Annotated in this window: 18 protein-coding genes; 10 read left to right on the top strand and 8 right to left on the bottom strand. The window is 38.7% G+C overall.

The window, feature by feature from the left end:
• Nucleotides 1-10 precede the first annotated feature (10 nt).
• Both IGI79_RS11810 and IGI79_RS11805 read right to left on the bottom strand, forming a co-directional pair.
• A complete protein-coding gene (locus tag IGI79_RS11810; RefSeq protein WP_438846013.1) occupies nucleotides 11-1,174 on the bottom strand; it encodes a glycoside hydrolase family 88 protein in 1,164 nt (387 codons plus the stop codon).
• A gap of 269 nt (nucleotides 1,175-1,443) precedes the next feature.
• Nucleotides 1,444-2,151: a GntR family transcriptional regulator gene (locus IGI79_RS11805; RefSeq protein ID WP_195475595.1), complete on the bottom strand. Its 708-nt coding sequence runs from the start codon at nucleotides 2,149-2,151 to the stop codon at nucleotides 1,444-1,446.
• Between the two features lie 217 nt (nucleotides 2,152-2,368).
• Here IGI79_RS11805 and IGI79_RS11800 point away from each other — a divergent pair, with 217 nt between their 5' ends.
• The 4 genes from IGI79_RS11800 (at nucleotide 2,369) to IGI79_RS11785 (ending at nucleotide 8,055) form a co-directional block, all read left to right on the top strand.
• The gene (locus tag IGI79_RS11800) at nucleotides 2,369-3,292 is read left to right on the top strand and encodes a PTS mannose/fructose/sorbose transporter subunit IIAB (protein WP_019722286.1); all 924 of its coding nucleotides are present in this window, start codon (nucleotides 2,369-2,371) and stop codon (nucleotides 3,290-3,292) included.
• Between the two features lie 17 nt (nucleotides 3,293-3,309).
• Nucleotides 3,310-4,107: a PTS mannose/fructose/sorbose/N-acetylgalactosamine transporter subunit IIC gene (locus tag IGI79_RS11795; protein ID WP_010734299.1), complete on the top strand. Its 798-nt coding sequence runs from the start codon at nucleotides 3,310-3,312 to the stop codon at nucleotides 4,105-4,107.
• Nucleotides 4,100-4,900 (top strand): PTS system mannose/fructose/sorbose family transporter subunit IID, encoded by an 801-nt coding sequence (locus tag IGI79_RS11790; RefSeq protein WP_029593929.1) that lies wholly within the window; start codon nucleotides 4,100-4,102, stop codon nucleotides 4,898-4,900. Before IGI79_RS11795 ends, IGI79_RS11790 begins: the two co-directional genes overlap by 8 nt.
• 137 nt (nucleotides 4,901-5,037) lie before the next feature.
• Nucleotides 5,038-8,055 carry a polysaccharide lyase 8 family protein gene (locus IGI79_RS11785; protein WP_195475597.1) on the top strand — a complete coding sequence of 1,006 codons (3,018 nt, stop codon included), beginning with the start codon at nucleotides 5,038-5,040 and terminating at the stop codon, nucleotides 8,053-8,055.
• A gap of 110 nt (nucleotides 8,056-8,165) precedes the next feature.
• Here IGI79_RS11785 and IGI79_RS11780 read toward each other — a convergent pair whose 3' ends face one another.
• Complete coding sequence (locus IGI79_RS11780; protein ID WP_271552652.1) at nucleotides 8,166-9,074, bottom strand: cation transporter; 909 nt, start codon at nucleotides 9,072-9,074, stop codon at nucleotides 8,166-8,168.
• Nucleotides 9,075-9,245: 171 nt separating this feature from the next.
• Here IGI79_RS11780 and IGI79_RS11775 point away from each other — a divergent pair, with 171 nt between their 5' ends.
• Nucleotides 9,246-9,878 carry an NAD(P)H-binding protein gene (locus IGI79_RS11775; RefSeq protein WP_104871550.1) on the top strand — a complete coding sequence of 211 codons (633 nt, stop codon included), beginning with the start codon at nucleotides 9,246-9,248 and terminating at the stop codon, nucleotides 9,876-9,878.
• A 319-nt stretch (nucleotides 9,879-10,197) separates the two neighbouring features.
• Here the strand turns inward: IGI79_RS11775 and IGI79_RS11770 are convergent, their stop codons facing one another.
• Together IGI79_RS11770 and IGI79_RS11765 are read right to left on the bottom strand one after the other, a co-directional pair.
• Nucleotides 10,198-11,205, bottom strand: coding sequence for an NAD(P)-dependent oxidoreductase (locus IGI79_RS11770; RefSeq protein WP_335883084.1), 1,008 nt, complete (start codon nucleotides 11,203-11,205; stop codon nucleotides 10,198-10,200).
• A 39-nt stretch (nucleotides 11,206-11,244) separates the two neighbouring features.
• The gene (locus tag IGI79_RS11765) at nucleotides 11,245-12,273 is read right to left on the bottom strand and encodes an AEC family transporter (RefSeq protein WP_438846012.1); all 1,029 of its coding nucleotides are present in this window, start codon (nucleotides 12,271-12,273) and stop codon (nucleotides 11,245-11,247) included.
• A 285-nt stretch (nucleotides 12,274-12,558) separates the two neighbouring features.
• Here IGI79_RS11765 and IGI79_RS11760 point away from each other — a divergent pair, with 285 nt between their 5' ends.
• From IGI79_RS11760 to IGI79_RS11750, 3 genes are read left to right on the top strand one after another with little or no spacing between them, the layout of a single operon-like run.
• On the top strand, nucleotides 12,559-13,899 hold the full coding sequence (locus tag IGI79_RS11760; RefSeq protein ID WP_104775725.1) for an aminotransferase class III-fold pyridoxal phosphate-dependent enzyme: 1,341 nt from the start codon (nucleotides 12,559-12,561) through the stop codon (nucleotides 13,897-13,899).
• 18 nt (nucleotides 13,900-13,917) lie between these two features.
• Nucleotides 13,918-15,018, top strand: coding sequence for an alanine dehydrogenase (ald, locus tag IGI79_RS11755; RefSeq protein ID WP_104775724.1), 1,101 nt, complete (start codon nucleotides 13,918-13,920; stop codon nucleotides 15,016-15,018).
• Nucleotides 15,019-15,046: 28 nt separating this feature from the next.
• Nucleotides 15,047-15,763: a hypothetical protein gene (locus IGI79_RS11750; protein WP_229053926.1), complete on the top strand. Its 717-nt coding sequence runs from the start codon at nucleotides 15,047-15,049 to the stop codon at nucleotides 15,761-15,763.
• A gap of 48 nt (nucleotides 15,764-15,811) precedes the next feature.
• Here IGI79_RS11750 and nrdF read toward each other — a convergent pair whose 3' ends face one another.
• The 3 genes from nrdF to nrdH form a co-directional block, all read right to left on the bottom strand.
• Nucleotides 15,812-16,777 (bottom strand): class 1b ribonucleoside-diphosphate reductase subunit beta, encoded by a 966-nt coding sequence (gene nrdF, locus IGI79_RS11745; protein ID WP_010734316.1) that lies wholly within the window; start codon nucleotides 16,775-16,777, stop codon nucleotides 15,812-15,814.
• 50 nt (nucleotides 16,778-16,827) lie between these two features.
• Nucleotides 16,828-18,987: a class 1b ribonucleoside-diphosphate reductase subunit alpha gene (gene nrdE / locus IGI79_RS11740; RefSeq protein ID WP_066025561.1), complete on the bottom strand. Its 2,160-nt coding sequence runs from the start codon at nucleotides 18,985-18,987 to the stop codon at nucleotides 16,828-16,830.
• Between the two features lie 181 nt (nucleotides 18,988-19,168).
• On the bottom strand, nucleotides 19,169-19,393 hold the full coding sequence (nrdH, locus tag IGI79_RS11735; protein WP_019723093.1) for a glutaredoxin-like protein NrdH: 225 nt from the start codon (nucleotides 19,391-19,393) through the stop codon (nucleotides 19,169-19,171).
• A gap of 648 nt (nucleotides 19,394-20,041) precedes the next feature.
• Between nrdH and IGI79_RS11730 the strand changes: the two genes are divergently transcribed.
• Together IGI79_RS11730 and IGI79_RS11725 are read left to right on the top strand one after the other, a co-directional pair.
• Nucleotides 20,042-20,860 carry a GH25 family lysozyme gene (locus IGI79_RS11730; RefSeq protein WP_438846011.1) on the top strand — a complete coding sequence of 273 codons (819 nt, stop codon included), beginning with the start codon at nucleotides 20,042-20,044 and terminating at the stop codon, nucleotides 20,858-20,860.
• 235 nt (nucleotides 20,861-21,095) lie between these two features.
• Nucleotides 21,096-21,731 carry a GntR family transcriptional regulator gene (locus IGI79_RS11725; protein ID WP_010734320.1) on the top strand — a complete coding sequence of 212 codons (636 nt, stop codon included), beginning with the start codon at nucleotides 21,096-21,098 and terminating at the stop codon, nucleotides 21,729-21,731.
• The last annotated feature ends 81 nt before the right edge of the window (nucleotides 21,732-21,812 follow it).

The following is a 21,812-nucleotide window of genomic DNA, read 5'->3' as shown; positions in this document are numbered from 1 at the left end:
TGGTTTCTCCTTACCAATATTTTTTCCACGAGGGTTTTGCTAAACGCATCAGAGCTTCTAGGTAGAAATAATCGCCCCAAAGATTAGGTTCATCGATTCCTTTACCTTCTGCATGGGCATACACGCCATGTAGTAGTAGACCTTCATTATCAGGTTCGGACAAGGATGTGTAATGTTCGCCTAATTGGTAGAGCATTCCTTTCGCTAATTCTTCAGACTGAGGATACGCTTCCATTTTTGCGGCTTCTAATAATCCACAGGCGGTGATTGCTAAGGCGGAACTATCTTTGTCAGAAGGATGTTCATCTGTGAAATCAAAATCCCAATAAGGAACAAGGTCTTCTGGTAAATGTGTCAAAAAGACATCAACGATTGCTTCATAATTTTTAGGTAAAGATGAAGTTCTTAAATAACTTTCATTTAAAGGAATCCCAAGAACAGCCCAACTTTGTCCACGTGCCCAAATCGACGCATCGCTATTTCCCTGATGTGTGGCACCGTGAGTTGGTGTACCGGTTGAAGGATCAAAATAATACGTATGGAAAGTTGTTGCGTTTTCTCTAACAACGGTACGTAACACTGTTTCGTAATGTTTCTTTGCTACTTCTCGATAATGATCATTACCTGAAATCTCAGAAGCTTGGAACAGTAAAGGTAAGTTGATCAATGAATCGATGATCAAGCGATACTCTTTTGGATCGCCATACGCGCCCCAGGCTTGGATAAATTGTCCTTTTTCTTGAAAACGTGCAAGTAAGACATCTGCAGCTTGAAGCAATTCTTCTTTGCATAATAAGCTGTTGGTTAAACGATAGCCTGCACCAGCAGATAAACTATATAAGAAACCAATATCATGATGATCTAATACGTGATGTGTGGTTAAACGCTCTTTGAAACTATGGATATTTTCCATGGCACGTACGAGAAATTTCTCTTTGCCAGTCCATTCATAAGCCAACCATAACATGCCAGTCCAAAAGCCATTCGTCCAGTCATCATTAGGTTTGATCCGATAGATCCCATTTGTTGCGCAAGCCGACGGAAAATCTAGACCGTAGCGTGTCATATTATGTTCGATTTTTTGGCAACACCAATCAATTTGCTTCGCTAGCCAGGCGCTATCGACAGACTGACTGATGGAAATAAGGGAATCTTTTGTTTGTTGTAATCCCATCATACCACTCCTCTTAATTTGTTAACATATTAACTTTAAACTAGTATAACCTAAATAATCAGAAAAAGCGAATGGCAAAATAAAAAAACAGAAAGCTTGGAAAATAAATAACCTTATTTATTTTTTTAAGTAGGTAACTCTGATCATGGATAGATATATATATAGTTAAGAAGGAATCCACAAAACGTTCAAAGAACGGTCTGATGGATTCCTTCTGGTTTTGCTTATTTCATTCAATGGGTGCGAAATTAAGGCTATTACCGTTCTACTTATTCTGCTTCAACTTCGATTTTCGTCTTAAAGTATTTCCAGTGCTTATAACTAATGATATATTCGGCTACGCTTCGATCGGCTAGGAAAGAATGCTTGATTTGCTTTACTACCGGTTCGCGGAAGCTTAATTTCAACAAATTCAATAGTTCAGGATCATCAGGAAAAACAATCTCATTCGTCTCGACAGATGAAAGAGAGAAGAGGTCGATCCCGAAATCTTTTCGCACTCGTTCGTAAATGCTAGAGTAATGGGCTAAGTCTTTACTAATAGGTTCCTTGACCAAACGTTTTGGCAGATGAGTGATATGCACAAGGAAAGGGATATCCTCAAAATATCGCACTCGTTTGATGCGATAATAAGAACCAATTTTTGGTAGTCCAAGTTCTTCTAAAATTTCAGGTTCTTGCGCTTCTTCTATCGAAACGACCTTGACCTTCTCTTTATCTAATGAATGTAATTCGATATCTGAGAATTTGACTGATTGAGAGACTTTTGATTTAGAAACAAAGGTCCCTTTCCCTTGGACGCGATAGAGATAGCCAGCGGTTGTAAGTTCATTCAATGCTTTAACGGCTGTGATCGAGCTGACAGAATATTTTTTCTTGATATCTGCTTCTGAGTAAAACTTATCTCCAGGAACAAATAAATGATTTTTGATTTCAGCTAATAATTCTTGCTTAATTTGTTCATATTTGGGAATCACCACATGAGACCTCCTTTTTTTGCGGTATTCAATTAATCTTACCATAACATGTTAACTTGTTTGTGGCAATGGATTAATTTTGGATCTAAATTTTTTAAGAAAAAAATATAATATGTTAAGATGTTAGGTTTACGTTTGAGTTGATATGTGATATAGTGTACGTAATCAATAGCTAACATGTTAAGTAGCTTAGATGTTTATTTAAGGGGGAAGAGAGATGAGAAATATCTTATTGGTCAGTCATGGTAGCATGGCCGATGGAGTCAAAGCCAGTTTAGAGATGATTGTTGGCGTGCAAGAACATGTCCACACACTTTCTTTAAGACCAGATGGCGATAATTTACAATTTGAACATGAATTAACTGAGAAAATGAAAGCCCTTAACGGTTCGACCTTGATTATTGCAGATCTGTTAGGTGGGACACCATGTAACACAGCGCTAAAAAATTACCTAGAAGATGAAGAAGTTACAATTATTGCTGGGATGTCTTTACCTTTAGTCATGGAAGCGACCCTTAATCCACAAGCAACGATCGAGGCGTTGATCGATTTGGCACGCGGGGGTATCGTAGATGTCAAAAACAAGATGATCGCAACAGAAGCGGAAGAAACGCAAGCCGTAGAGGGAGATCTAGCACAATATAAGGAATTTAAAGGCAAAGCGAATATTGTCAATGTAAGGATTGATGAACGCTTGATTCATGGTCAAGTTGCAGGAATTTGGTCCACAAGTTTGAATACACAACGGATCATCGTGATCAATGATGAGGCAGCAATGGATTCTTTACAAAAATCTTCATTAAGAATGGCAGCGCCTACATCTATGCGGCTATCCGTTTTAACTATTGCTGCGGCGGCAAAAAATGTTCAATCTGGCAAATATGGCAAGCAACGTATTTTTTTACTTTTTAAAAATCCGACAGATGTCTTGCGGTATTTAGAAGCGGGCGGTGAGCTGGCTGCAATCAATGTAGGAAACATGAGTCATAAAGAAGGTGCGAGAGAAATCACGAAAAGCATCAAGGTCATGAAAGAAGAAGAAGCAGTGTTTGAAGCAATCGCAGCCAAAGACATAAAAGTGACCGCTCAACTGGTACCAAATGATCCAGTCATCGATTTTATGGAAAAACTAAGAAAGTGATTTAGGAGGAAATAATCATGCAACATTTAGCCATGTATCAAATTATTCTTATTACAGTTTATGCTTTTATTGCAATCAATGATTCACTTATTTCAAATACGTTGACACAACCAGCCATTGCGGGAATGATCTCCGGGATGATCATGGGAGATTTAGAAACTGGCTTGATGGTAGGGGGAACCCTTCAATTGATGCGTTTAGGGATTGCGGCTTTTGGAGGTGCATCTGTACCCGACTTCTTTACTGGCGCTGTATTAGGAACGGCGTTTGCTGTGATTTCTGGTAAAGGCGCGGAATATGGGATCGGTCTAGCTGTACCAGTATCATTACTGATGCTACAGCTTGATGTCGTTGCTCGCTTCTGTAATGTCTTTTTGCTACACCGTGTAGATCGTGCGATTGAAGATATGCGTATCAACAGTATCCCACGGTTAGTATTATCTGGTTCATTCCTATGGGGGCTTTCTCGAGCAATTCCGATCTTATTGATGTTACTAGTCGGTGATGCAGCAGTCTCAACAATCACAGAAAATACACCTGAATGGTTGATGAATGGATTACGTACAGCAGGTGGCGTACTACCAGTTGTCGGTGTGGCCATCCTTTTACATTATTTACCAGCAAAACAGTATATTCCTTACTTACTTTTAGGTTTCTTCTTATCAGCCTATCTACAAGTACCAATGCTTGGTATTTCAATCGTTGGTGTTATTGCTGCATTGTTAGTATTCAAACGAGATAACGAAAAAGAAGCAACTGCTCAAACAGTGACAACCACTGGAACACTTGAAGGAGGTTTTGATGGCGATGAGTAATCAAAAGTTAACGAAAAAAGAATTGAATGTCATCAGTTGGCGCTATATCCTTGGTAGCCAATTGAATTGGAACTATGAGCGTATGATGAGTACCGGTTATCTCTATGGTATTTTACCTGTACTGAAAAAATTCTATGGGGAAGACAAATCACAATTACAAGATATGATGAATACCCACAATCAATTTTTCAATACGAATGCGATTTTTGGGAACTTGATCATGGGGATCGATGTGGCAATTGAAGAAGAAGATGGTTACAAAGCAAAAGATACGATTGTCGCGTTGAAAACAGCGTTGATGGGTTCATTGGCAGGGGTAGGCGATTCATTATTCCATGTCATCTGGGGAACGATTTTTGGTTCAATCGCAGGTACATTGGCACAAAGCGGATCAGTCGTTGGCTGTGTGATCTGGATCATTGCCAATATCGCTTTACTTTTTGGACGAGCAGCATTATTACCACTTGGCTATAAGCAAGGAGTTAAATTAGTTACGACTCTGAAAAATAAACTAACAGCATTCACTAACGCAGCAACTGTTTTAGGGATCACAGTTATTGGTGCCTTGATTCCGTCAGTTATCAAAGCAACGGTTCCTTTCGTTTACAAACAAAATGGGGTGGAGTTAGTTGTTCAAGATACATTAGATGCGATCTTACCTTCATTAGTACCGGTTTTATTAGTCTTATTGACTTACTGGATGTTAGGTCAGAAGAAATTGAATTCAACTCGCGTGATCTGGATCATTTTGATTCTTTCGATTGCATTAAGTGCTGCCGGGATCTTAGCTTAAATGATTCATAAAAAATGAATGAAGTGATCGCAAGGTCGTGATCCGATCTGCAAGAAAGAATCGTTCGAAATAAGAATGCGCCTTTCTTGCAGATTTTTTTAGTTCAAAAAATATCTATAATCAAAAAGGAGAACAAAATGAAGCGTTGGTCAACAAAATTAGTGGTGACATTAGGGTGTAGTTTATTCGTTGGTATTGGGTTAGGGTACAGTCAACAAGTCGGTGCAGAAGAAACACAAACTGAAACACAAAAAAGTACGACATCAGGAAACTATGAGTCAGATTTTTCGCAGTATTTAGGTACTTGGCAAGACATTGTTGGAAAAGCAGATAAACATACCAACGAGAATCGGTTACAGATCGCCAATCAGAAGGTTAATCAACAATTTGAGTCTGTGTCGTTATTACTAGATGCAGGTGTCCGCAGCTCAGGTGATCTAGAATACACGTTTCTATATGAGGGACAGACCAATTTTGGACTAGTTTTTCGAGGAAACGATCAGACGACATCGAACTGGCAATCGTTTGCCTATATGCGCGATGGTGAATGGCAATTGGGGCAGCCTGGGGGGAAATGGTTGACAGCCATCAAAGGTCCTACACTGATTTCAGGACAAACCTATAAATTGTTACTAAGATATGAAGGAACATCGTTCCAAGCATATTTGAACGACCGTTTGTTGTATGAAAATCAAGAAGTTCTTTATTCTGATGGGACAACGATCAATGGGGACTGGTCAGGTTATTCAGGGATTCGGTTATTTGGGAATGAGAGTAAATTAACTATTTATTCCATGCGTAGTGGAGCGGTCAATAGTCTGCAAGTGGAAGAACCGACAGAAGAATTTCAAACAATGAAAGCAAACTGGAAAGATCAACTTGTGTCAACAACGACCGATTTAGCTAATCCAGCGATTGCCAATTATGTAAACGCTCTTTCTGACGAAACAGAAAAACTTTACGAGACAATGAATCAAGATCCTGACCGCACGTATCTGTGGCCATTAGAATCTGGGAATACCGCTTCGGCAGATTTAACCACGCAATTTACAAAGTTGCAAAAACTAGCGTTAGCATATGGAACGAATGGGACAAGTTTTTATCAAGATGAAGACATCAGTCAAGCGATTCAAAGTGGGTTAGATTTTATGATCACAAAAAAAGGCTATGATGGAACAAAGTATCATGGCAATTGGTGGGATTGGCAAATCGGAGTAGCTCAAAAATTTGTGGCGATTTTGATGATACTTGATGGAGAAGTGCCAGGAGAGAAGCTGCACGAGTATACGACTGTGTTGAGTAAATATGTACCCGATCCATTTAAACAACTATACACTAAACCACAAGGAACTTTTGTCGCGCTTGATTTTATACCAAATTTTTCAACAACTGGTGCGAATCGCACAGATTTAGCGCAAACTGTCTTAGGACTAGGTCTCTTACAAAATGATCCCGCGAAAGTTACACAAGCAGTTGAGAGTATTACAGACGTCTTTAAATTAGTGAACCATGGAGATGGATTTTATCAAGATGGTTCGTTTGTCCAGCATGAAACGATCCCTTACACAGGTTCTTATGGGAATGTACTAGTCAAAGGCGTAGGCCAAATTTTATCGATCGTCAAAGAATCTCGCTATACGTTGACAGCTGATCAAATAAAGTCCTTTGTTGATAACGTACAATCGGCATTTATCCCATTAGTGTATCAAGGTGAAATGTTGCCTTTAGTCAACGGTCGCTCCATTTCTCGAGCACCAGCAGCGACAAAAACGGGTTACGGATCGACAACGATGTACAATTTAATGATCGTGGCGAAATTTGCACCTGAAACACAGCAAAAAGCGTTACAAGAAGCAGTGAAATATTGGATGTTGTCTAATCCTAACTATTATTTGACGAATACGAGAGATTACAATGATTTGATGATGACAACGGAGCTATTGGCTAATACCACGGTGATGGGTAAGCAACTACCGTTCATCGGAACAAAGATGTACCATGCAATGGATCGGTTTGTCCAACGAACAGAGAATTACCATTTAGGATTAAGCATGTATTCGAAGCGAATCTCTTCATTTGAAGCAGGAAATCTGGAAAATCAACGAGGCTGGCATACGTCTGACGGGATGATTTATCTTTACAATGATGACCAAGTCCAATTCGGTCCGAGTTATTGGCCAACAGTCGATCCTTATCGTTTACCTGGTACGACCATTGATACAGTACCTTTAGCAGATGAAATTTCAGCATTTACTACAGTGACTTCAAATGAAACATGGATAGGCGGTGCCGCTGCTGGAGATCAAGGTGTAGTAGGAATGGCTCTTAACAAAGAAGGAACAAAAAACAATGGAACGACCTTACCGATGAATGTTCAAGGGAAGAAGTCATGGTTTACATTGGATGGGCAAATCATTGCCTTAGGTGCCGGTATTACAGGAGATACAACTGCTTCAATCGAAACAATCGTTGATAATCGCTTATTAAATGATTCATATACGTATCAAGTGCTTTCGGATAAAGGAATGATTGATCAGTCACAACAAGCGAAGGAAGCCTCTTGGTTATTGTTAGAATCAGATCATCAACATGCGTCGATCGGTTATTATTTCCCACAAAAGGAAACAGTCGATGTGATCAGTGAGACACGTACAGGTACTTATCGAGAAATCAATGAAGCATTTCCTAGTGATACACCATATACAGGTGACTACCGCACCTTCTCAATCAATCATGGACAGCAACCAAAAGATGCAGAATATGCTTATGTGATGTTGCCCGGCAAGACTCAATCGGAATTAGCAGATTATGCAGCAAAACAGCCAGTTGCGATTTTGCAAAATACCAAAGAAATCCAAGCAGTCGAAGTGAAAATCTCTGGTTATTTAGGCATCAATTTTTGGCAAGAACAAGGCGGAGAAATAGCAGGGATCAAAACGAATAAACCAATTTCTTTACTAAAACAAACGAAGGCAGAACAAACAGTTTATACAATTGCCAATCCAACGCAACAAACTGAACCAGTAACACTTACTTTACCAAGTGATTTTACTGACGTGGTGTCTACGAGTGAAGGGATTGTCTATGATAGTCAAACGCACACATTCACCATTGACTTCGCACAGTTTGAAAGTAAAACGATTGTTGTTAAATAGATCTACCTTTCTAAGTCATAATTAAACACAGATCAATTGAAAAAAACAGAAGCTTCCCAATCGTTTTCGTATTGGAGGAGCTTCTGTTTTTTTATAAAGTACGCTCTTTCTTAAGCCCACTTGAGATCACCGATAAAGTTGATATTCAGCCATAAAGAATAGTCAGAGAAACCTTCAGTTACTTTGCGGTTGAGTTTATCTCTAAGCCGATCTTGCGCGCGGATACTATCTAATTCACTATCAGGCAAAATCACGATATCTAGTTCAAGAATGACTTGATCCCCTACTTTTGCGATTCGTAAGACATAGGTTTCGATGGCGACATTTTGCAAGAGCTTATCAACTACTAACAAGATTTTTTCGCGTAATTCATATTTTGGGGGTGCATAAGTAAGTTCTAACGTGGCATTTTTGATTTCAGTCACCGATAGATAAATATAAAAAATGGTGATTCCAATAGAAATCACTGGGTCAATCAGTTGTGCGATGGCAAGATATGGCGTTCTTGCTAGTAAAGCAGAGACGATGATCGAGACCACGACTCCTAAACTGAATAGAAAACCGAAGCGCCATTGTTCTAGTTCTACCTTATAAAAGGAATGATTGATCGGATTTTTTTTCAAATAAAGATAAAAGACAAAACAAAAGAGTGTCCCAAACAAAGAAAAGGGCAAGCCAATCGCTAAATCAACGTAGGTATCTGCATAAAGCAAACTGAAAAAAGACTCAATCAGACCATAGGAAGAAATCAATAGGATGACACTGTATTGGATAAAAACAACCAAGGGCATCAGCGATTCCTTTCCAAATGGAAAACGTTCAAAATCTTGTGTCTGGATAAACTTAGCAATATATAATGCGATCAGAGACATCAGTGCACCGACCATCGTATAGACACCATCAAGCAAGAGGACATTGTAATTGATCATCAATCCCGTAAGTAGCGCTAAAAGACCATAAACGGTTCCTGCAATGATGGAGGCGGTTAATAATTTTTTTATTTTTTGCGTATTTTTCATATAACTAAAACCCTTTCTGGAATAGATGCTTTTTTGAGAATAATACTGATTGTAATAAAAGATGCGAATAAATACTTGCGGTTAGAGTCGTTCTAAGCCTTATACTTTACTCATCTTATCAAAGGAGGAGCGTTGTACAAGTAAAAAATCAAAACTAAAGGTGGAAATAGATTGAAAAAGAACGTATTGATTCTTGGTGCATCGGCACCAATTGCTAAATATAGCTATGAATTTTTAAAAAATGATCCTACTGTGAATATAACTTTATTTTTGAGAAATCCGGATAAAGTCTTTGATAAGGAGCGAAGTATCATTGGTGATGCGATGAATCTAGATGATTTGGTTCATGCAATGAAAGGCATTGATATCGTCTATTCTTGCTTAGGTCCTTATAATATGGTGCCTTTAGCTAAACATGTGATCGAGGCGATGAACCAGAATAAGATCAAACGCGTATATTGGATGGCAACACTTGGGATCTACGGTGAAGTTGACTTCAATGACGAAGAAGCAGTTGCAGAGTTGGGCGACTATCGCGATCCTGATACTTATTTAGGGGATCAGCGTATTGCAGCAGATTTGATTGAGAACAGTCAGCTAGACTTCACCATCATCCGCCCTAATTGGCTAACCGATAATGAAACTATCGAGGATATTCGTATCGAGAATAGAAACGGAAAAAGTCTCATTGGTGAAATCAGCCGACAAACTGTAGGGAAATACCTTGCAACTTTGATCAACGAGCCAAATACTCATATGTATGACTCTATTGCATTAACGGCAAAGGGAAAAATACACGAGTAAATAATTGAGGTTGGACGGAAGTATTCAGCTTTGAAAAATAAGGCAGGATCCCCAGAAAGTATTCTTTGATTTTCTGGGGATTCTGTCTTACTATTTTTTGTGATGATTGAAAGAAAAGTAGTTAAAACACACGTAAGATTCACTTTCGTCTGTGATTATAGAAATGAGTCAACGGCGGGAATCAAGTAGTCTCTTTTAAAATAAGGCAACAGCCACAAAAATTGGAAGAGCAATTTTTATGGTTGCCGCCTTATTTGTTGAGGGGAAACACTTCTGTCCCAATATCAGATCGCTAGTTCTTTGACGTCAATGCTCCAGCCTAACTAGAAAGCATGTTGGCACAGTCCAATTGATTGAACATTTTATAGAGATTGTCAAAACTTGTTTCGATCATATTAGATACTGCTTCGTCGGTGTTAGAACCAATATGTGGTGTAACGATCACTCGCGGATACATATCGATCAGCGCTTTAGCTGTTGCATCGATCAATAATGGATCTTCATCAAAATTTTTGTTGAAAATCAGCGCTTCATTAGGCAAGACATCTGTACCAAATCCAGATAGTTTTTTGCTCGTCAACGCATCAAGGATTGCTTGATTATCCTGTAATTCCCCTCTAGCAGTGTTGATCAAAATCGCATCATCCTTCATTTTTTCGATAAAATCTTTATTAATGAAACGTTCATTTTTACCCGGGATGTAAGGTATATGGATACTGACGATATCACTTTCTGCCAGTAATTCATCAAGAGACTTAAATTCGATGAATGCTTTTGCTTCTTCACTTGGATATAGATCATTACCAATCACCGTTGCGCCTAATCCTTTGAAAAGTTTTGCTTCTGTTAGTCCGATGTTCCCTACACCAATGATCCCAACTGTACAGTTTCGGACTTCTTTACTGAACATAAAGCGATCAACGGTAAAATTATAAGAAGCTGTTTTATTCGTTGTATGAGTTGTTCTACGTAAAAGCATCATTGCTAAAGTAACAGATAATTCAGCGATTGCATTTGGTGAATAAAATGGTACATACGCCACTTGCATTCCATGATCGTGAGCTGCCATTAAATCAATGTGATTTGTCCCAACTGTACGCGTGAGTAGGAACTTGATCCCGAATTGGGCAAAACGTTCGATATTTATGCGATTTGCTAAACAGTTACCTCTAAGAATGACGGCATCCATTCCTTTGGCTTCTGTATAGTTTGTCTCATTTAATAATTCTTCTACGAGATTCAAATTGAATCCGTGGATATTCAACTGCTGAAAGAGTGATCTTTCAGCAGGGCGAACACCATAACATACAACATTTAAATTTTTCATAGTATAGTTTCCTTTCGTTAATTAATTATATAATGGGCTTTAATTTCCAAGCAAGTTTAAGACGATGATCCAGATAGGGATCAACACGATCGAGAAGAGTGTAGAAAGTAAAGAGGCGTTAGAGGCAAGTACTGCTTCTTTTTCAAAGTTGATGGCATAAGCAACCGCAACTGTTGCAGCCGGAGTAGCCATCATAATGATCATTGTACTTAGACCAACTGCGTTCACTGGTAAAATATTCATTACGTTCAACAGTAAAAGTGAAAGTAAAATCACAAGTGGGAAGACAATGACTTTGATGAATGAATAGTACCAAGAGGTGTGACTGCTGAGGGTTTTTCCGAATGGCAGATCGCCTAATGTGATCCCGATTGCCAACCAAGCGAGTGGGGAGGCTAAACTAGAGAGGAACGTCAAAGGTTTAAATAGCCATGGCAACGTCTGATCGATTCTTAAAAAAGCAATAGATTCAGAACTAGACTGAGCAATTTGAGGTAAGCTATCTTGGAAGAGCCAAATAAATAATCCGATAAACGTTGCCAATACGATTGGGTTCAAGATCATTTCTCTAATATTCTTGCGTGCCATTTTCAATCCGCTCATTTTTAGATAAGCATAAGAGTATAAAAAGATACGATAACCAATGTTAAAAATCGATGCGTACAAAATCCCTTCTGCGCCAAAGACTGCACCGACGACAGGAATACCGAAGAATGTTGTTGACCCGAAAATAGAGAGTACACGCAATGTGTCTTCTTTATTTGGTGCATATCTAAAAAAGAAGAATTTACTTAGAAAAATCAAGAAAACGTGGACTAAGATTCCGAGAATCAAAATGTTGATTCCTTGATTCAATACTTCATCATTCAAGTCCTGCATAAACGAATTAAAAGCTAATGCAGGAATTGCGACAGTTAAGACGACCTTAGACAAAGTCTTTCCGACATCTGATGAGAAAACCTCACGCTTTCTTAAAAAGTAACCTAATAATATAATAAACAGTGTGGAAGTGATCGCACTGATAATTTCCATGTTGATGACATTGCTTAATGTTTCTGATAGTGACATTTAAATTTTCCTCCTCAATTCTTGTGAATGTTTTAATTTGTTTATTTAATCAGCTGTGCATGTGTACCACTCCTCCTCAATTACATCCTAGAGGTTAGAATCGTTATAAGGTCAATATGCTTTACAAATAAAATCACAAAAGTATTTTTTCTTCTATATAAGTGATTTTTTACTTTTTTTAATGTAAGCGATTTTATTAAAAGAATAAAAAAAGATTGACCTTAGAGTTGTTCTACCCTTTAGTCTTAACATGTAAACAGGAAAGCAGATAAAGGAGAGAATAATATGAACAATCGCAAGAAAAAGTATTTTTGGCATCCGATGACGGATACTCGAGCAAGTGAAGAGGAAACGATCGTTATCGAACGTGGAGATGGGAATTTTATCTATGATGATACGGGGAGAAAATTACTCGATGGTGTCGGTGGATTATGGTGTATGAACGTTGGTCATAATCGCCCTGAAATGAACCGAGCAATTGCTGATCAAATGGAAAAATTATCTTACTATCAATTGTTTACGAATATTGCCCATCCCAAGGCATATGAATTGGCAGAAAAAATCATTCAAATGACGCAAGAAGAAGAGATGGCGAAAGTATTCTTTACTTCTGGAGGAAGTGATTCAGTAGATACTGCTTTAAAAATCACAAGACAATACTGGCAAGCAGTCGGTAAACCGACAAAGAAAGTATTTCTGTCATTGGAAAAAGCCTATCATGGGATGCATTATGGTGGAACGTCGATAGGTGGCAACCCAATCTATCGGGAATTTATTGGTCCAGGTTTACAAGATTGTGTACGTGTCTCTTCCCCGCATTTGAAGAAAAATAAATGGAATTGCCAAGATCCAGAAGAATTAACAAAACACTGTATCGCTGAACTAGTTGAAACGATTGAACAGATTGGCGCAGATCACATTGCTGCATTTATTGCTGAGCCGATCCAAGGTGCTGGCGGTATCATCGTTCCACCAACTTCTTATTGGCCAGCTTTAAGGGAAGTTTGTGACACTTATGATATTTTATTGATTGCAGATGAAGTGGTGACAGGGTTTGGTCGTTCAGGATATCTTTTTGGTAGTCGTGGCTGGGGCATCAAACCAGATGCCATGGTGCTAGCGAAAGGATTATCTTCTGGATATGTTCCACTAGGGGCTACTGTTTTTAACAAACGCATCGTTGAAGGAATCGAATCAGCGACCAATGGAGCTAATGTCATTATCCATGGGCATACTTACGGTGGACACCCGCTGGGCTGTGTGGCAGCATTAGAAGCTTTACGTATTGTGGAAGAAGAAAACTTAGTTGAAAATGCCCGTGAAGTCGGTGCATATTTATTGGCACGTCTAAAAGGACTTGAAGGAACATATGACTGCATTAGTGATGTTCGTGGAAAAGGCTTGATGATCGCCATCGATTTTGAGAATACAGGGAAATATGATGTGGAACAAACAGCAAAAAATGTGCAAGCAGTTGCTGATTATGCCATCAATGCAGGAGTCTTGCTCCGCGATGAACTACAAACGATCATCATTTCACCATCGTTGACCTTTTCAAAGGAAAACGCAGATCAACTATTCGATGCGATCCATATGGGCTTTGAGGAGTGGCAAAAGCAACAATAATTCAAAGGAGGATATAATATGACAATCATTGGTGTACCAAAAGAAATCAAAAATTCAGAGAAACGTGTAGGCGTGACACCCGCAGGAGTCAAAGAGTTAGTAACAGCAGGTCATATCGTTTATGTAGAAGAACGTGCAGGGGAAGGATCAGGCTTTACAGATAGTCAATACCGTGAAGCTGGCGCTCAAATCAAAGCTGATCCAGAGACAGTCTGGTCGGCAGAAATCGTCGTGAAAGTCAAAGAACCACTAGCATCAGAATATCAATACTTTAGAAACGATTTGATTTTGTTTACGTACTTGCATCTAGCCGCAAATCTTGAATTGACTGAAGCATTGATCAAATCTGGAACAACAGCGATTGCCTATGAAATGGTTACGAAAAACGGAGCATTCCCATTACTCGCACCAATGAGTGAAGTCGCTGGCCGTTTAGGCGGTCTATTGGGTGCGGAGATTTTAGCGAAGCAAAGTGGAAAATTGATTTCAGGTGTAACAGGTGTTTTACCAGTTCAGGCAACTATTTTAGGTGGTGGGATCGCCGGAGTGAGTGCGGCACATTACTTGCACGGATTAGGAGCAGATGTGACGATCTTAGATATCAATGTCGACCGCTTACGTGAATTGTCAGAGATGTTCAATGGACAAGTAAAAACCCTCTACTCAAGCCCAGCGAATATTGAGAAAATGGTGTTGACTAGCGATATCGTGATTGGTTCAGTCTTATTACCAGGTAAAAAAGCCCCACATCTTATCACAGAAGAATTAGTGAAACAGATGAAAGAAGGAACGATCTTAGTGGATATTGCGATTGACCAAGGCGGCTGTTTTGAAACGAGCCAGCCAACCACCCATGAAGAACCGACTTTCGTTAAACATGGAGTGATCCACTACTCGGTTGCGAATATGCCAGGTTTAGTTCCTCAAACGTCTACGTTAGCTTTAACGAATGTCACGATGAGATATATCAAGGGCTTAGCCTCCCAATCACTGACAGAAGTCATCCAAACGTATCCAGAGATCCTACCAGGAATCAGTACCTATAAAGGAAAACTGACCTGTCCTGAAGTGGGGGAAGTTTTTGAGCGAACCGTTGACGATATTCGTGAGCTCGTTTAAAAATTTTCTAAAAAGTGAAGGAAATACAATGACTAAAAAAACTCGTATGGTCCAAGTCGGCTGTGGAAAAATGTCGAAAGAGATTATCAAATATGCCATGGCAAAAGATATTGAAATCGTTGGAGCTGTAGACAATCGTCCAGAGGCGATCGGTCAGGATCTAGGGCTATATTTAGGATATGACCAAGCTTTAGGAGTGAAAATCTCTAACGATCCCCACGAAGTATTTCAAAACTGTGATGCCGATGTGGCATTAGTCACGATAGCTAGTTATATCAAAGATTTCATGCCAAGTTTAGAGATACCCTTGACCTATGAAGTCAATGTTTTAACAATCAGTGAAGAAACTTTATATCCTTGGACGACTTCGGTTGCAGAAACCAATCGTTTGGATAAAATCGCAAAAGCCAACAACGTTACGATTTCAGGAACAGGAATGCAAGATATTTACTGGGTGTTGTTTCCAACGCTGCTGGCTGCTGGCATGAATGACGTACAAAAAATCAGTGGGGAAGTCAGTTATGATGTCGAACACTATGGAAAAGCGTTAGCAGAAGCACATGGTGTGGGCTATGACCAAGCAAGATTTGACAAAGAAATTGCCAATGCAACCGATTTGCCTTCCTATTCTTGGATGACCGCAGAAGCCATCTGTGCCAAAATGGGTTGGACGATCAAACGCATTGCTCAAAAGAACGTTCCAATCGTTTTAGATAAAGATATTCCAAGGTTGTCAGTTGGTTAAAGAGAAACAAAAAAAGAGCGAGGATGCAATATCCAAGCTCTTTTTCGTTTAGTCTAAACCAATCAAGTAATCTTCATCTTTCATCGCTTCTACGTTACCTAATAGGTAGCCGTTTCCGACTTGAGAGAAGAAATCGTGGTTACTTGTACCAGTAGAGATCCCATTCATCACGATCGGGTTGACATCATTTGCTGTATCAGGGAATAGTGGGTCCATTCCTAGATTCATCAATGCTTTATTTGCATTGTAGCGTAAGAATGTTTTGACTTCTTCCGTCCAACCGATTGGATCATACAATTCTTCTGTGTAGCGCTCTTCGTTTTCGTATAATTCATATAACAAATTATACATCCAGTCTTTCAATGTTTCTTGTTCTTCTTCAGGTAATTCGTTGTAACCTAGTTGGAATTTATAGCCAATATACGTGCCATGGACAGATTCGTCACGAATGATCAACTTGATGATCTCTGCCACATTGGCTAATTTATTATTTCCTAAATAATAAAGTGGTGTATAGAATCCTGAGTAAAATAAGAAGGTTTCTAAAAAGACACTCGCAATTTTTTTCTCTAACGGCGTACCGTTTTTGTAGATCTCATTGATACGCTCCGCTTTTTTCTGTAGATAAGGATTCGTATTCGTCCATTCAAAGATTTCTTCGATTTCTTTTTTCGTATTCAATGTACTGAAGATCGAAGAGTAACTTTTCGCATGGACAGACTCCATAAATTGGATATTGTTCAATACCGCTTCTTCATGGGGCGTGCGGACATCTTTACGTAATTGATCCATCCCGCTTTCTGATTGAACGGTATCAAGTAAAGTCAATCCACCAAATACGTGACCAACTGTATCTTTTTCTAATTGGGAAAGCGTACGCCAGTCGTCTAAGTCATTTGACAAAGGGATACGTGTGTCTAACCAAAATTGCTCAGTTAATTTCTCCCAAGTCGATTTATCAATGATATCTTCAATTTCATTCCAGTTTATCGCTGCATAATAAGTTTCTGACATGAGAATGCTCCTTTATTAAAATCCAGTAACGGTTCTATCACTAAGTGAAATTAGATTACACAGCTTTCACATTGGTTGCTGCCGATTTCTTCTGCATCGTCTGTAAACGTACGTACATAATAAATCGATTTGATTCCTTTGTGGAAAGCATAGTGTCTTAGAATATTTAGATCACGTGTGGATTGTTTTGTCGTTTCTTTCCATTCGTACAAACCTTCTGGGATTTCTGAACGCATAAACAACGTCATACTCATTCCTTGATCCACATGTTTTTGTGCTGTGGCATAAATATCGATCACTTTACGCATATCCATATCATAAGCAGAAGTGTAATACGGGATTGTTTCATTTGATAAATAAGGCGCTGGGTAATAGATTTTCCCAATTTTCTTTTCTTGGCGTTCTTCGATCATACGAGTGATCGGATGGATACTTGCACTAGTATCATTGATATAAGAAATAGAACCATTAGGTGCTACAGCTAAACGATTTTGGTGATACAAACCATCTTTCATGATTGCTTGCTTCAAGTTTTCCCAGTCTTGGGCAGTCGGAATAAAGATACCATCAAACAAAGCAGCAACTCGTTCAGATTTTGGTTGGAATTCGCCAGTGACATATTTATCAAAATAAGTGCCGTCTGCATAAGCTGATTTTTCAAAATTATGGAAGACTTGTTTTCTCTCACGTGCGATATTGTTACTTTCAACAAGTGTCCAGTAATTCAACAACATGAAATAAACATTGGTAAAATCAAGTGAATCTTCGGAACCATATTCCATTTGCTCTTTGGCAAAATAAGTATGAAGTCCCATGGCACCAAGTCCGATCGTATGATTCAATTTGTTTCCGTTTTGGATCGGTGGAACCACGTCAATATCCGAAGCATCTGTGATATACGTCAATGCACGAGTCATCGTGCGGACAGAACGACCAAAGTCAGGGCTATCCATCAAATTGACGATGTTTGTAGAACCTAAGTTACATGAGATATCTGTTCCTAGTTCTTCATATTCTTGCTTGCCGTTGATGACAGAAGGTGTCTGTACTTGTAAAATCTCAGAACATAAGTTACTCATGATGATTTTACCGTCTACAGGATTTTCACGATTTGCCGTATCAATATTGATGATATACGGATAACCAGACTCTTGTTGTAATTTAGAGATCTCGTTTTCTAAATCACGGGCTTTGATTTTTTGTTTACGGATATTTGGATTTGCGACTAAATTGTCATATTCCGCAGTGATATCTACGTAAGAAAATGGCACACCATATTCTTTTTCCACACTATAAGGACTGAATAGATACATTTCTTGGTTTTTACGTGCTAATTCATAGAATTTATCTGGGACGATCACACCAAGTGATAAAGTCTTCACGCGAATCTTTTCGTCTGCATTTTCTTTTTTTGCTGAAAGGAACATCATGATGTCTGGGTGGAAGACGTTTAAATAAACGACACCCGCACCTTGACGTTGTCCTAATTGGTTCGAATAACTAAAGCTATCTTCAAACAATTTCATGACTGGAACAACACCGCTAGCTGCACCTTCGTATCCTTTGATCGGCGCTCCGGCTTCACGTAAGTTAGAAAGTGTGATCCCAACACCACCACCGATTCGTGAAAGTTGTAAGGCAGAGTTAATCGAACGACCGATCGAATTCATATCATCCGTTACTTGAGTCAAGAAACAAGAAACAAGTTCACCACGACGTTTACGTCCAGCATTCAAAAATGAAGGGGTTGCTGGTTGATAACGTTGGTGGATCATTTCATCAGCTAAAGCTAAGGCTAGTTCTTCGTCGCCATTCGCAAAGTACAACGCATTGAATGCGACACGATCTTCATAAGATTCCAAGTAGGCAGAACCATCATTTGTTTTTAACGCATATTGAGAGTAGAACTTATAGGCTGCCATGAATGATTTAAATGTAAAGTTTTGTTCGAATAGGAATTGATAAAGTTTTTCAATAAATTCACTACTATATAATTGAATGAACTCTGCTTCTAAATATTGGTTGTCGATCAAATACTGGATTTTGTCGATCACTGTTGGAAACGTCATCGTATTTGGTTTGACATTTTCTTCAAAAAAAGCAGCTAAAGCTTCTTTATCTTTATTTAAAGGGATTTGCCCGTTGACTGGTCGATTGATTTCATTGTTCAGCTTAAAGTAGCTGACATCTTTTAGATTTTTAAGACTCATACATACGCCCAACCTTCTTTTTGATTTTGATGATACGTGTTTGACCACAAGATATAGTGGTGTTCATTGCTGTAAAAAAGGATTTGGGGAGGTTACGGACAATATCCGTAAGTCCATCAAATCCATGGTGGCAGAGGATCAAGTAAATCCTCGATCTATTTGACAACTGTTTGAATGATTCTTAGCTAGCTAAGTGACGTAGTTGATCTGGTCTGAAACCAATGACAGTCGCTGCGTCTGAAGTGATGACCGGAACACTTTGGAATCCTTGGTCTTTTAACCATGAGATTGCTTCAGGTTGCTCGTCGATATTTACTTCTTCAAACTCGATTTTATTTTCAGCTAAAAAGCGTTTCACCATTTTACATTGCATACAATTATTTTTTGAAAAGATTTTTACGTTCATTATTATTTGCCTCCTTGCTCGTGTGTTTTCTCTATAATCAATAGTATAAATCTATTAGTAAAAAAGTCAATCAACAAACACTACATCTTGTGTTGTGGAAATTGTGGAATACTATGTTTTGTGGTTTTTGAAAAACAATGAAAACAAGTATCTCGTGCAGATTCGCTTGTATTAATACAGAAATGCTTGTGGAAAACTCCGTTAAAAAATATTTTTTTAACCTTTGCTTGCCAATAAATGAATGTTCGATCGAAAAATCACAAACGAAAAAGGTATGCAAAATGATGGAAAGAAGAAGAGAAATAAATGCAGATCAAAACCAGAAGAAAAAGGTATTTATACATTTAGAGATAGAAATTTTTTCACAAAACGAAAAATGATCATGAAGTGTCTAAGGATCATCGAAAAGAGAAACCCGAATCAAAATAGCAAAAGTCAAAAGAGTGCTCACTATATATAGTAGTAAGATGATAAATGTTGTAAAAATTGAACTAACAATATTTTTTAAATTTTTAATAACAATGTTATGTTTAAAAATTGGTTAATTGTCATGTTATCTGTTTTTTTATTCCTAGATTTTTGTTTAAATAGAGCCAACAGGACGTCTTGTTGATGCTTTGAAAATTCAATAAAAGGAAGCGATCCAGGATGCGTACAATGGTCAAATGGGTAGGTGTTATTTGTTTTACTTTACTAGTTTACGTTGGAGGAACAGTACAGGCAACTTCGATTCCAATCAAACCTACGATTACTGAAAAAAATCAACATGTGTTAGGTAGCAGCAGCCAATTCTCAGAGTCATTCACTCGAAGTCTGACAGACGATTCAGGAATCTCCGCTGCAGAACCAGGCAGACCAGCTAAAGATTTTATTGACATATCTTCCAATAATGGCAAGATATCGAGTGAAGAATTTCAAACGATGAAAAACTACGGCATTAAAGGGGTAGTCATAAAATTGACTGAAGGAGACTCGTATAAAAATCCGCTTGCTCCTGAACAGATTGCTTCAGCCGTTGCGGCAGGCCTAAAAGTAAGTGTCTATCATTATGCGTGGTTCAATGAAGAAGCTGACACAAAAGGGGAAGCTCAGTTTTTATTGGATTATATGAAAGAGTTGAACCTGCCATCGTCAACTGTTGTTGTCAACGATAGCGAAAATCCAAAGATGAACGTGGACAAAGTGACAGATAATGCATTGGTTTTCCAAAAAGCGATCCAACAGGGGGGCTATCAAAACGTCGTCCATTATTCGAGTGCTTCTTGGTTCACCGAAAACAAATTGGATATGACACGTCTAGGAAAAGAAAATTGTTGGGTTGCACAGTGGCCCTACGATCCTTCTGATAAAAATCCTTTGCATACAGATACAGCAGCTTGGCAGTGGGCAAGTGATCTTTATTTCCCAGAATTTCCTAGCCGTCATTTTGATGTAAGTAGTGACTATTTGAAAAAATTTACAAGTTAAATGAAATTTGTTTTTTAGCGCAAGAAACAAAAAGACAACCACGAAAATTTTTTGATTTTCGTGGTTGTCGCTTTATTCTCGAAGTGAGTGATACGAACTGTTTAGTTTGGGAAATCAACTGATAACTACCGGATTTCTTGTATAGAAGAAAAAAATAAAACCAGTTTACTTTTGCTTCTTTGAAGCGTCCATAGTAAGATGTTAGCTGACAAGTAGATGAAAGAGGAAGAATAAAATGAGTGAAAAAACCAAACTGGTTCGCCCACGTTATCAACAGATCGCTGTTGATTTGGCTGAACGAATCGTAGAAAATCGTTATCAAATCGGCGAGAAGATCCATGCAAGATCCACTTTAGCAAGCACGTATAACGCTTCGCCAGAGACGACTCGTAAAGCAATCAATGTTTTGGTCGATCTGGGGATCATGGAAGTCCGTCATGGCAGTGGTGCGTTTGTAGCATCTAAAGAAAAAGCAAAGGATTTCCTTTTACAATACCAAGATGTGCAATCGATCCAAGAAACAAAAGCAGAAATCATGGAAAGCGTGAAAAAACAACAAGAAGAATTGAACCATTTTTCACAACTATTGGATCAACTGGTGAGTCAAACGAAACGAATACATAAGATGAACCCACTTCTGCCTTTTGAACTTGCTTTGACAGAGGAAGCGGCTCACTTAAACCAATCCATCAGCGAATTGAATATTTGGCAAGCCACTGGTGCAACAGTGATTGCAATTTCCCACGATCAAGAACTGTTGGTCTCGCCTGGTCCGTATGCTAAATTTTCAGCGGGGGATACTGTCCACTTTATTGGGAACGAGTATACGCTGCAACGAATGACAAACTTTTTTTATCCAGATGGACAGTGAACGAGCGGATAAGAAAAATCTCATTTAATTCTAATTTTGGTCAATCCCTATACTGATAAGGGATTGACCATTTTTTTGTGT

This window comes from Enterococcus sp. AZ084 (assembly GCF_051714905.1).
GTDB lineage: Bacteria > Bacillota > Bacilli > Lactobacillales > Enterococcaceae > Enterococcus_B > Enterococcus_B pernyi.
This window is presented reverse-complemented; position numbering and strand designations above follow the sequence as displayed.